This is a genomic window from Paraglaciecola sp. T6c (genome assembly GCF_000014225.1).
Classification (GTDB): Bacteria; Pseudomonadota; Gammaproteobacteria; order Enterobacterales; family Alteromonadaceae; genus Paraglaciecola; species Paraglaciecola atlantica_A.
Genome location: NC_008228.1, coordinates 1,813,900 through 1,825,399 on the forward strand (window position 1 = coordinate 1,813,900; position 11,500 = coordinate 1,825,399).

The 11,500-nt window shown below is 46.7% G+C and carries 10 protein-coding genes; 5 read left to right on the top strand and 5 right to left on the bottom strand.

Annotated features, from left to right (window positions below; translation table 11 throughout):
* Positions 1-84 precede the first annotated feature (84 nt).
* Genes PATL_RS07725 through PATL_RS07740 form a run of 4 tightly spaced genes read left to right on the top strand, consistent with a single transcriptional unit; the run spans position 85 to position 5,682 of the window.
* Positions 85-1,434 (top strand): MmgE/PrpD family protein, encoded by a 1,350-nt coding sequence (locus tag PATL_RS07725; protein WP_011574348.1) that lies wholly within the window; start codon positions 85-87, stop codon positions 1,432-1,434.
* A gap of 3 nt (positions 1,435-1,437) precedes the next feature.
* Positions 1,438-2,856 (top strand): MmgE/PrpD family protein, encoded by a 1,419-nt coding sequence (locus tag PATL_RS07730; RefSeq protein WP_011574349.1) that lies wholly within the window; start codon positions 1,438-1,440, stop codon positions 2,854-2,856.
* A gap of 4 nt (positions 2,857-2,860) precedes the next feature.
* Entirely contained in the window at positions 2,861-4,336 is a 1,476-nt protein-coding gene (locus tag PATL_RS07735) for a phenylacetate--CoA ligase family protein (protein WP_041713526.1), read from the top strand.
* Complete coding sequence (locus tag PATL_RS07740; protein WP_011574351.1) at positions 4,336-5,682, top strand: amidase; 1,347 nt, start codon at positions 4,336-4,338, stop codon at positions 5,680-5,682. The genes PATL_RS07735 and PATL_RS07740 overlap by 1 nt, the downstream gene beginning before the upstream one ends.
* 263 nt (positions 5,683-5,945) lie before the next feature.
* On the opposite strand, the gene PATL_RS07745 is transcribed toward PATL_RS07740, so the two are convergent.
* A complete protein-coding gene (locus tag PATL_RS07745) occupies positions 5,946-6,329 on the bottom strand; it encodes a YybH family protein (protein WP_011574352.1) in 384 nt (127 codons plus the stop codon).
* Complete coding sequence (locus PATL_RS07750) at positions 6,326-6,640, bottom strand: hypothetical protein (RefSeq protein ID WP_011574353.1); 315 nt, start codon at positions 6,638-6,640, stop codon at positions 6,326-6,328. The genes PATL_RS07745 and PATL_RS07750 overlap by 4 nt, the downstream gene beginning before the upstream one ends.
* 119 nt (positions 6,641-6,759) lie before the next feature.
* Here PATL_RS07750 and PATL_RS07755 point away from each other — a divergent pair, with 119 nt between their 5' ends.
* Positions 6,760-7,656 (top strand): LysR family transcriptional regulator, encoded by an 897-nt coding sequence (locus PATL_RS07755; protein WP_011574354.1) that lies wholly within the window; start codon positions 6,760-6,762, stop codon positions 7,654-7,656.
* A gap of 433 nt (positions 7,657-8,089) precedes the next feature.
* On the opposite strand, the gene PATL_RS07760 is transcribed toward PATL_RS07755, so the two are convergent.
* The 3 genes from PATL_RS07760 to PATL_RS07770 form a co-directional block, all read right to left on the bottom strand.
* Positions 8,090-8,554 (bottom strand): GNAT family N-acetyltransferase, encoded by a 465-nt coding sequence (locus tag PATL_RS07760; RefSeq protein WP_011574355.1) that lies wholly within the window; start codon positions 8,552-8,554, stop codon positions 8,090-8,092.
* A 174-nt stretch (positions 8,555-8,728) separates the two neighbouring features.
* Positions 8,729-10,276 (bottom strand): amidohydrolase, encoded by a 1,548-nt coding sequence (locus tag PATL_RS07765; RefSeq protein WP_041713528.1) that lies wholly within the window; start codon positions 10,274-10,276, stop codon positions 8,729-8,731.
* Positions 10,260-11,456: a M14 family metallopeptidase gene (locus PATL_RS07770; RefSeq protein ID WP_011574357.1), complete on the bottom strand. Its 1,197-nt coding sequence runs from the start codon at positions 11,454-11,456 to the stop codon at positions 10,260-10,262. The genes PATL_RS07765 and PATL_RS07770 overlap by 17 nt, the downstream gene beginning before the upstream one ends.
* Between the last annotated feature and the right edge of the window lie 44 nt (positions 11,457-11,500).

Below are 11,500 nucleotides of genomic sequence, written 5' to 3' on the forward strand. Positions count from 1 at the left end.
AATGGTTATTCGAATAACGAAAAAATACCTGTTATAAATATGTCCGGACAAATCGAAGAGTATAGGAATTAAAGTAACTTGCCAATGACACTTTCACTCAGCAAACAGCTATTAATTGACATTGATCAAATGCCTATCAACCAGCAAGACCTTGCCCGAGCAGGGGAACATGTGCTGGATTGGTTGGCGTGTGCCAACTTAGGTAAATTGTCTGATGCGGGGCGCGCTTATCAAGGCTTACTCGCCCTCGATGAAGGCGGCAAGTGCTCAGCGGTCGGTGAGCAAAAAACGACTATGCAAAACGCAGCCCAGCACAACGGTGCCCTAGGTAATGTGCTGGAAATGGACGATATTCATCGCAGCTCAATATTGCATCCTGGGCCGGTCATTATCCCGGCGGCGTTGGCGGTTGCTGAGCAAATGGATTGCACACTGGAGTCTTTTTTAACGGCCATCATTAAGGGTTATGAGCTAACCATTCGCCTAGGCGAAGCCATTGGGCGTAGCCATTACCGTTATTTTCATAATACAGCCACCTGCGGTGCGCTTGGCGCCGCGCTTGCGTCGTCTACGATACTTAAATTATCTCAGCAACAAGCACTTTGGGCGATAGGCAATGCGGGCAGTTCTACGGGCGGCTTGTGGCAAATGCGCAATGAGAAGGTCCTCACTAAGCAGTGGCATAATGCACAGGCGTGCCACTCAGGTGTGATGGCGGCGTTTATGGCTAAGCAAAACTTATCTGGTCCTGAATATATTCTTGAAGGCCCTCAGGGGATTTTCAACGCGCTGTCTGATGATGCGTCACCTAAGCGAATTCTCGCTAAGCAATCACGTTGGCGGATATACGATTGCAGCTTTAAGCCTTGGCCGGCGTGTCGCCATGCTCATGGTGCGATGGACGTACTGCTGGAAATACTGAAAGAAGGCGCAATCGATATAAACGATATCGAGCGCGTTGATGTGGGGGTTTATCAAGACGCGCAAGTGTTTTGTGACCGGTTAACCCCACAAACCAGCCTGCAAGCAAAATTCAGCATCCAACACGCCTTGGCCGCTATTTTACTCTGGGGAGAACCTCAACTTGAGCATTACACGCAAACAGCCTTTGAAGACAAACAATGCAGTATGCTGCGCGGGCTTATCAACGTGCGCGTGGATCAGCATATAGAATCGGCGTATCCCCAACATTTTGGCGCTAAGTGCACAGTGGCTTTCAAAAATGGCCAGCAGATTGTGCGCAGTCAGCAAGATACGTTAGGTGACCCCGAAAAGCCTTTGAGTCAAACCCAACGTCATAAAAAAGCGCATATGCTGCTTAGCCATTCTGGTATGACAGAGGACAACATTGCTAAGTTATGCACATTCGATTGGTCACAATCTGCGCCAATTTCCAGTCTTACCGCGCTGCTGCGCCCATTACAGAGTCTTTAGTCTATGAGCGATACGCCTGTTAATCCTCTTCCTATGAGCACCGCGTCTATAGAAAATGCTCCTGATGCCATTGAATTATTATTGCAACATATTGAAAGCACGGGCTTTGAAGACTTGCCTGCGTCAACTGTCAACGCGGCGAAGACCTTTATTTTGGACTCCATCGGAGTTGGGTTAAGTGGCTCGCGAGTGGAAAATGTCGCGAAGATAAAACAAGCGGTGAGCCAGTGGGGGCAGGGGCATCAAGCACAAGTGTGGGCCACAGGCGAATGGCTACCTGCGGTGTCAGCTGCAGCCGTAAATGGCTATCAAATTCATAATCAAGAATGGGACTGCGTGCATGAGCCGGCGGTAGTTCACCCAATGGCGGTGATTTTGTCATCACTGGTGGCGTATGCCCAGCAACATAATTTGTCTGGTAAGCAACTGATTTTAGGCGTGGTTATAGCGGTCGATGTGGCCACATTAATCGGTGAGTGTGTCACCTCGAGCTTGAAGTTTTTTCGCCCGTCGATTTGCGGCTGCTTAGGCGCCGCAGCTAGCATGAGTGCCATGCTGGGTATGAAAGGCGAAGCACTGCAAAACGCCCTTGGCATAGCGTACAGCCAAATGAGCGGCACCATGCAATCTCATGTGGAAGGCTCGCCTATGTTGGCTATGCAAATAGGAATCAATGCTTCAGCCGCTATTCGCGCAGTAGATATGGCGCAAGCAGGGTTTGCCGGCCCTAAAGATATTTTGCAAGGCCCCTATGGTTACTTTCGTTTATTCGAAGACAGTTTTGATATCCAGCCTCTGGTGCAAAAACTTGGCCGCGAGTATCAAATAGAGCGTGTCAGTCATAAACCTTTCCCTACTGGGCGCGCCGGCCACGGCACCATTGATGGCTTGCAACAACTGCAAAAACAGCATGGTTTTTCAGCGCAAGATGTTGCCCGCGTTGATGTATACGGTACGCCTTTGATCAACAAATTAGTCGGTCGGCCCATAAAAGAGGGGATGGACGCAAGCTACGCCAAATTGTGTAACGGCTATATTGCCGCCAGCGCATTACTCACCGGTGACATTGGGGTAGTCGATTTTGAAGCTGAGTGTTTACAAAATGCAGAGCGTTTAGCGCTAGGCAGTAAAGTATATACCCACTTAAATGCTGTTAGTGACCCAAATGCGTTAGCGCCTGTCAGTGTGTCAGTAACCTTAAATTCAGGGGTAAAGCACAGTGTTGAATTGCAACACGTATTGGGCAGCCCGCAAAATCCTCTGGGCCGTGAGGTGCAATTAATTAAATTTAGCGCCGCTTGCAACAGCGCCATTGTGCCTTTTAACGATGCTGATATTGGCTTTTTGATAAAACGCATAGACCAACTCGAGCAGATCACGAATATTAATAACTTAGTTGAAGCACTCGTCAGTAATAGGTAATGAAATGAATAATATGGTTGATACCGCACCAAGCACAGAAAACAAAGCCCCTAGTCGTTCTTCAGGGAAGATAAAAAAGGCCACATACCCAACCTATTTCGAATCATTCGATTACAACCAAATGCTGCGTGATTACCCATTGGGGGATGGCGTATTTGAGCAATTTGAAGGGATGAGTAAAAGCGCGCTCAAAGCACTGCAGAACGAGCGTTTTATGCACGTGGTGAAACGCGCCTGGGAGATCCCTTTCTATCAGCGCATTTGGGGCAATGCTGGCGTTAAACCAGAGGATATTCAAAGCCTTGATGATATTGAAAAGCTGCCGCTTATTTCAAAGTCAGACATCATGGACAGTGTGGAGCAGTACCCCCCGATTGGTGATTTTCATGGGCTTGATGGCATACCGCCTGAGCAGCGCCCACCTTTGGTATTTCATACCACGAGCGGTACTACAGGTACGCCGCAACCTTTGTTGTTCGGGCCTAAAAGTCGAGAAATACAGTCTTTGTTAGTGGCGCGCTCGTACCGTTTTATGGGGTTAAAACCCGCAGCTACGATTCAATCTTGCTACGGTCACGGCATGATCAACGGCGGTCACTACATTCGCGAAGCCGTCACTAAATACACTAACTCAATGTTTCTATCAGCTGGCACTGGGGTTGAAACACGCTCGGTACAACAAGTTAATTTAATGAAAACCTTTGGCGTAAACGTGCTGGTTGGGTTTGTTGATTATATAAAGCGCCTAGCAGATGTGGCCAAAGAAGAAGGCTTAATTCCTGGCAAAGACATTAAAATCGATATGATCATTGGTCATTTAGGCATGGAAAGCCGCGAGAGCATCGCTAAAACCTGGGGTAACCCTGAGCTATTCGATTGGTATGGGGTAGGTGACACAGGCACTATCGCCGCAGAGGGACCTGATCACAGCGGCATGTACGTGTGGGAAGATGCCCAGTACTTAGAACTGCTTGATACCGATAGCAACGAGCCGGTAGCGCCCGGTGAAACCGGCAACATGGTGGTAACGTGCCTTTATAAAGACGATGTGTATCCAATTATCCGCTTTAACACCCACGACATCACCCAAGAAGTGGTAGGTGAAAATAGCCTCAATCTGCCGTTTAAGCGCATCAAAGGTTTTATGGGTCGCTCTGACAATATGGTCAAGCTGCGTGGTATTAATATTTATCCTCAAGGCGTTGGACCAATGCTTGACGAGCGAGTTGAGTTTCTGGGGGAATTCATTTGCGAAGCTGTTCGCGATGCGAGCGGACGTGACGAGATGATTGTCACCGCTGAAGTGTCAACTCCCCTTGGTGAGCGAGATGCCTTGCTGCCTGCCTATGCTGATTTGCTGAAGCGTAAAATAGGCATTGAAGTGAAAGTGGCCTTGGTGGGGGAAGGGGAGCTGACCCCATTAACTCAAGTAGATATAAGACAGAAACCTATACGTTTAATCGACAGCAGGTTTAAGTAATGGATATCGCACTGCTCAGCCAAGACGTGAGTACGCATATTGCGCTCATCAAAGATAAACAAATCTCAGCTCAAGAGTTAGCAACCGAGCAACATAGCTTCATCAAACGTGTCAATTCGTCGATAAATGCTTTTATCAGCTACGCCATGCCGAATGTTGAGCAAAGCGCTTCTTTCGATAAGTCCTTGTTTCAAGGGATTTGTATTGGCGTGAAAGACAATATTGATGTACGCGGCTTTGCTACTACAGCAGGCATGGCGACGCGAGTCGGGCGCCAAGCTAAACAAGATGCGTTTGTGGTCAGCCGTTTAAAGCAAACCGGCGTTCAGGTGATGGGCAAGCTTAATATGCACGAGGGCGCGCTTGGCGCCACCAATCAAAACGAGCATTTTGGAGATTGCCACAACCCCCATAAGCATGGCTATACCCCGGGCGGTTCATCTGGCGGTTCAGCCGCTGCGGTGGCCTCTGGTATGGTGGGATTGTCACTGGGTACTGATACCATGGGCTCGGTGCGTATTCCTGCGGCGTATTGCGGTATTTTTGGTTTCAAACCCAGTCGCGGAGCGGTGAGTAATCACGGCACTGTGACGTGCAGCCGAGTAATGGACAATATCGGCCCGCTAGCCCGCTCAGCAAAAGATTTAACCTTAGCGCTCAGTGTGATGAAAGCCTTCGATGAGGGATGTGCGGCATCTATTGATTTCAGCGCATTTAATCGCCTGTCGTACACTGACAATAAAGTATTACTGGTACCTGAGAACTTAGAACAATTAGGCGTTGCACCAGACATCGCTGCTGACTTTGCCACTAATTTAACGGCGTTCACAGACTTAGGGTTTAGTATTCAGTATTTTGATTTTTCAGGATACGACTTTGGCGCAGCCCGCAGAGCGGGTTTGCTGCTGTGCGAAGCCGATATGCGTATTGAACACCAAGAGGATTGGGCCAACAACCAGCACAAATTTTCAGGATATATGCGCGGCATGTTGTCCTATATCGAACGAAAATCTCCTATGGATATGATGCAGTCTGAACGGGTTCTGGATAACGCTAAAGTATTTGCGCGTCAATTGTTCAAACAAGGCTGCGCGATATTGATGCCTACTGTTTTACAACGGGCATTTGCGTTTGAAGAGCCCGTGCCAGCCAATCAAGCCGACTTAACCAGTTTTGCCAATCAAGCGGGCTTGCCGGCGGTGTCTTTACCCATGTTCAGTGATAATCCGTTACCCGCTGGAATGCAAATTGTCGGGCCTTTGGGCAGTGATAATCAACTATTGCAGTTAGCAGAGCGTTGGCAAGAACACACGCAATTTCGCTGTATCTTGCCTAGCGTGGACTAACTGAAAGATAGGTGAAAAACGCTCAGGTAAATGACCATCAGGAAAAAAGGGTAATCAACGATTAAGCGAATGCTTCATGCTTCAATAGATTAAATCTAACAAGTGGCAAAGCGCCACTTAAAGACATTGAATGCTTTTTTTCTGATGCGAAATTTTGACATTTAGGCGGCAAACCTATTGTGGTGATTGCCACGCTTTTCGGAAAGAGGGGATGCACGTAAAACTATATGCATAGCCCTTTTCCATTAATCAGCAACTAACGTCTAGGCGTAGTTATTATCCATGTCGAGTATCATTTTCCATGAGCCATCTTCCGTGCGACGATAAACTAGGACTAAGCGCCCTTCAGATTTTCCAATTTCTCCTGTGACTTTGTTTTTCACCTCACCATAAAAACGGCCAACAACAACGGCTACATCACCAAAAACTTCTAGCTGCTCAATATCGTAACCAGACGTTATATCGGCCATTTCGATACGCGGCATATATTTATCTCTTATCGCTTGAGAGCCGACAGTGGCAGACTGGCGATTATTAACCGTTATGACCTTTGGATCACAGGTCGCAATCATACGCTCGATGTCGCCGCAGCCCAGGCCATTATTCCAAGTGCTTATGACTTTTTTGATATCATTAATATCACTCATTTGTTTTCTCCTGTGAGGGGCTGGTGCTCAGTGAAATACTGTCCAACAAGAATTTCTTCAATTTCACCTAGAAATGCTTTGGTTAGCTCACGTTTGGCAAATTGTGGTGTCACCTTTTTCGCGATTTTTTCATCAGCGAAGGTGTAAATTTCTGCAAATAGTGTTGGGCGATCGGGGTTGATGGTGACGTAGGTTTTCCATGAATCAACACCTTCGACACTCAAAAAATCTTCCCGAGCTTTTTCTCGAATATCATTTGCACGGCCTGCGTCTTTCATTTTTAAAACAAATATTTCTGTAACTTCTGTCATGACATCCTCTTTGTAATTAATTAAAAGCGCTATTGAATAGCGCTTGCTTTTAAATATAAGGCGCCTTATTGTTTATTTAAATCGTTAAATGAGTAACAGACTGTTAGGATTAATGAACAATGAGAGGTGCAAACCTAAATGACATTTCGATATTCGTTGAAGTAGCTAAAGCTAATGGTTTTCGCGCAGCTGCTGCAAACCTGAATCTTGCTGCCGGCTCGGTGAGTGAAACCATACAACGACTTGAAGGAAAACTTGGCGTCCGCTTAATCGATAGAACCACACGTAAAATTGCGCTCACCAGCGCAGGGGAAAAGCTCTTTGAAAGGTCACTGCCAGCATTAAAAAATTTAGAAAGTGTTTTGGTTGATTTAAGCGATGATGAAAATATTATTTCAGGCACGTTACGCCTATCAGCCCCGCGAAGCAGCTCGCCGTTTTTCCTCGATGAGGTGATTGCTAAATACGGAAAAGCGTATCCTGCTGTGGCTGTTGCGATAATGTATGATGATAGCAAAGTTGATTTAGTGACATCAGGCATTGACGCTACGATACGCTCTCAAACTCTGCTTGAAAAAGAAACTCATGCAGTAGAAATAGGACCAAAACTAGACATGGCACTCGTCGCTTCTCCTGCTTATTTGGAAAAACATGGGCTGCCTAATAAGCCAATCGAGCTCACTAAACATGAAGGCATCCGTTTTGCGTTTGGCTCAACAGATAAGCTTGCTTCTTGGGAGTTTGTTGATGGGAAGGGCACTCCTTATTTGGTAGAGCCAAAACCTAGAATGATAGTGAATGACTTGGTTTCAATGATTAACTTTGCAAAAACGGGACTTGGTTTGGCGTATGTTTACAGAAAACCTGCGGAACCATTTATCATCTCTGGGGAGTTAGTGACACTTTTTGATGAATATGTCCGGCCGCTACCTCGATACACCATCAATTATTTAACTAAACGCCATATGCCAGCGAGACTTCGTGCGTTTATTGATATTGCTAAAACCATGTCCTGAATGTGTGTTTTTTGAACATTGATTTGTAGTGACAAAAATGAATCTGATTTTAAGCAAGTGAAAACTTAAAAAGACAAAACTTAAAAAGACACCCACATTAAAGGTCGTATCAAAACTCTCTTGCTCATAGGGATAATTTTCCTCAACTAGAGGTGATTTATTGCTAACCCTAACGATTGAGAATGATTACTGGAATATTGAGTGTTGACGGAGAATACGCAGCGTAAGGTCAACTTTTAGGCAAGGGAGTGGGCTACAGGGTATGCATGGTATGTACTGTTTGAAATTGTTTTAGGCGCGCTTTAACAACGCTTTCGCTTTGGTCCTTCCTAGCAGCTGTTAATGATAAGTGTGGCGCTTGAAGGTATTCATCATTTGCTCCGCGCCTGCTGCGTAGTAGAAGTGTTTTTCTAAAGAGGGGATAAGAACAGCATTAGCTTAAATCGCTAACCATATAAATGCAGTCTATTAGGGGCATATCAGTTGGGTATTCGCTTTGTTTGAAGCCTAACCTTTGATAAGCATGGATCGCGTTGGAATTGTCTTCAAAAACAAACAGTGAGCAGGTGTTTACCTGTAGATGCTCTTTTCCTTTTACCGTTAATTTCGCAATAAGCGTGGCCACAATGCCTTGTCCTCTTTTTACGGGATTAACGACTAATCGTCCTAAGTGGCACCTTTTTTCACGCAAGTAATATTGACCAAATGCCAGCAACTCTCCTTGTGGTGATAACAATGAATAAGATGAGAGCGTTGACAACTTCAAGTCTTTTTTGAAGGAGGATTCGGTAAACGGATAACGAAAGTTCGGTCCCGACCACATCGTTAGTTGCGCCTCGTTGTCAAACCAGCTCATCAATTGAACTAGGTGTACGTCACTCACTTCGGCTAATTTCATACATTCTCTTTATAAATTAGTTATATATTCTTGATGCTCTCTTTATATTGTTTCCTTAGTGTTTGTTGACCCACGCCTAATAGCACTCATGATTTGGCTGGCCTAGGCAACACTTAAATGGTACCCGGTCAGCCCAGCCGCTAGCATATTGCTAAAGGGTACTCAGTGCTTGCTTTATTTCGGCGTGATTGCCGGTGCGCGCTCGCCAATCTGAGATTGGTACCGCACATTTCCTACTCGTGTTTTCCACTCTGCTTTTGCTTTTTCTATCAGCGCGGGTTGTTGAAATAAGCGTATTGCACTTAGCGCGAGCGTCTTGCTGGCTAGGTGCATGCCTTTATGACCAATACTCATGCCGCCAGCAGCAACCGCTTGCCAGGTGTGAGGCGCTGTACCTGGTACCCAAGTGGCGGCTACAAAGCCTGCCGTGGGCACGTTCCAGCTAATATCCCCCACATCGGTAGATGCGGTAGCGTGATAGATATCATCTGTATAGGGTTGAATGATTTGCTCGTTGCCGACTTGGTTCAATGCACGTTTACTGAGTGTTGGGCGCAACTCTTCAGCAAATGCTTGTTCTTTAGGAGAGTATGTAATACCACCAAAACGCTGCATAGCATCAAATGTCACTTTCGCTAGCGTGGCATTTGGCAAGGTACTCCACACGCCTGACATAATTTCCCAATCGACCTTCGTTTGTGTACCCAGCGCGGCCGCTTGTGCGGTTTGCTCTAAGCGTTGCCATAACTCGGGTAGCTCGCCGGCTGATGGGGTGCGCAGGAAGTAATAGACTTCAGCAAATTCAGGCACTATGTTGGGGGCTTCGCCGCCGCTGGTGATGACATAGTGAATGCGCGTGTTTGAGGGCACATGTTCACGCATCATATTTACCATGTAATTCATGGCTTCTACGGCATCGAGTGCTGAACGGCCTCGCTCCGGCGCTGCAGCGGCATGCGAGGCAATGCCATGAAAGCGAAATTTAGCCGTTTTGTTGGCCAGTGTTGTCATGGGCTGAGTCGTGTTTTGGCCACCAGGGTGCCAATGCAATACGCTATCGACATCATTGAACAAACCCTCTCGCACCATATACACCTTGCCTGAGCCACCTTCTTCCGCTGGTGTGCCGTACAAACGAATTTCGCCGCTTATCTTGTTCAGAACCAGCCAGTTTTTAACCGCTATTGCAGCGGCCAGCGAGCCTGCGCCGAATAAATGATGACCACACGCGTGGCCTGCGGCTTTACCTGCAATGGGGGCTTGGTGAGGAACCGCTCCTTGAGATAAGCCGGGCAGGGCGTCCATTTCTGCTAAAATAGCAATCACTGGCCCTTGGCTTGCTGAGCGTTGATGCTTCGACGCGCTATCTGAGCGATAACGAGCGACAAATGCAGTGGGCATACCTGCTACGCCAACATCGACTTCAAAGCCATGCTCAATGAGGATATCTTGCATGGCTTGACTGCTTTTTTGCTCGTGAAACCGAGTTTCGGCCCACTGCCACATATTGTCAGCGAGTGTGTTGCTCATTGCTTGCTGTTGGTTAATCTGCTGTTCAACAAACGTCGCAGCATCGCCGTTCGGGTCTAACGGGTTAACTGCGGCCAAGGTTGCGCTTGAGTAGATATAACTCGTGGCGAGCAGCAAAACGTTGCTTACTGAATAAAAACGCTTTGAGTACGCGCGTAATAGCGCTGCTAGCCAGTTATTTTTTATCAACATAAAATGCTTCTGGTTCAACGTCTAACAGGTTTTCTACCAAGGCTTTGGCAGCTTGCTTTGCAACATAAGGAATAAGTTGGCGATTGGTGTTATCACCCACTTCGTAGGTGACCCCGTGTACTTTATAGTGATCGGCGATGTACTGCTTGAATATTCCGCGATCCGGTGATGAGGCTGACTTATTCACGGTTTTGAAAACCCAACCTGTCTCGGCATCTAAATCGGATAACCAGCCGGCCATCAAAGGGATAGGTGCTAAATCATGATCATCTGGCATGGTGTAAAAAACATCATGAAAGGTTGAGTGAAAATCTACCGCAAATACAATTTTACCGCCGCCTTGCACTATGCTGGTCATTTTGTCTCGTACCAGCCGCGTTTCTGCTTGAGCGAAGTTTTTCCAGTCTCGGTTAAGGTCAATGCCATTGGCATTGTGTCGCCAGTTACCGGTTTCAACGCCGTCAGGGTTCAAATCTGGCACCATCAGAACGTTAAAGCGTTCAAAGAACGGGGTACTTAATGCCTCATCCAGTAATAGGGCTTCACTGAAAGCAAATAGCGCCATGGCCCCTGTCACTTCTGGCGGGTGTTGGCGTCCTATGATCACTAGCCATTCGTTATTCTTCGGCGACTGTTTAATCAACGCTTTGATTGGCCGGCCCTTTTCTGATTGCCCTAACGTTTCAACCTCAAGGGAGGGTTGCTGTTTTTTGAGACTGGCTAGCCAATCGTCATACTCTTGATTATCAATGGCTTCTTGGGCTGAAATCCAAATTGGCTCTTTGCCTGTGTTCAGGCTGATCCACATTTCTTTGCCTTTAGTGTTAAACGGAATGTTTTGCCACTGAGTGCCATCCGTACTGAGTTTTGGTAAATAGCGGGGGTTGTTGCCATTGAACGTCAGTTTAAGCGTTATCTGGGCATTTTGTTCTGACTGAACTTTAAAACCAAACCAAGGGCTAGGATTAACCGGCTCATTTTCTGGCAAAATACCAATATGGTATTCATGTTTAGCCAACCGTTCGCAGGTACTCAAACGGGCAGTGCTAAAGTCGCTATGAAAGGTGACATCGTCAAATTGGCAGTCTTTGGCCTGACTAAATGCTGAAAACGTGGCGAGTAATACTAAGGGGAAAAAATATCTAAGCATGGTGATAGCATTCCATTCTTTATGGGTCATAAAAAAGCCAATCAGCGTATCCGCGATTGGCTGTGTTGCTAAAG

Excerpts from the sequence above, each read along its gene's own strand:
- PATL_RS07725 (WP_011574348.1), top strand. The coding sequence starts at position 85 with ATGACACTTTCACTCAGCAAACAGCTATTAATTGACATTGATCAAATG.
- PATL_RS07730 (WP_011574349.1), top strand. The coding sequence starts at position 1,438 with ATGAGCGATACGCCTGTTAATCCTCTTCCTATGAGCACCGCGTCTATA.
- PATL_RS07735 (WP_041713526.1), top strand. The coding sequence starts at position 2,861 with ATGAATAATATGGTTGATACCGCACCAAGCACAGAAAACAAAGCCCCT.
- PATL_RS07740 (WP_011574351.1), top strand. The coding sequence starts at position 4,336 with ATGGATATCGCACTGCTCAGCCAAGACGTGAGTACGCATATTGCGCTC.
- PATL_RS07745 (WP_011574352.1), bottom strand. The coding sequence starts at position 6,329 with ATGAGTGATATTAATGATATCAAAAAAGTCATAAGCACTTGGAATAAT.
- PATL_RS07750 (WP_011574353.1), bottom strand. The coding sequence starts at position 6,640 with ATGACAGAAGTTACAGAAATATTTGTTTTAAAAATGAAAGACGCAGGC.
- PATL_RS07755 (WP_011574354.1), top strand. The coding sequence starts at position 6,760 with ATGAGAGGTGCAAACCTAAATGACATTTCGATATTCGTTGAAGTAGCT.
- PATL_RS07760 (WP_011574355.1), bottom strand. The coding sequence starts at position 8,554 with ATGAAATTAGCCGAAGTGAGTGACGTACACCTAGTTCAATTGATGAGC.
- PATL_RS07765 (WP_041713528.1), bottom strand. The coding sequence starts at position 10,276 with ATGTTGATAAAAAATAACTGGCTAGCAGCGCTATTACGCGCGTACTCA.
- PATL_RS07770 (WP_011574357.1), bottom strand. The coding sequence starts at position 11,456 with ATGACCCATAAAGAATGGAATGCTATCACCATGCTTAGATATTTTTTC.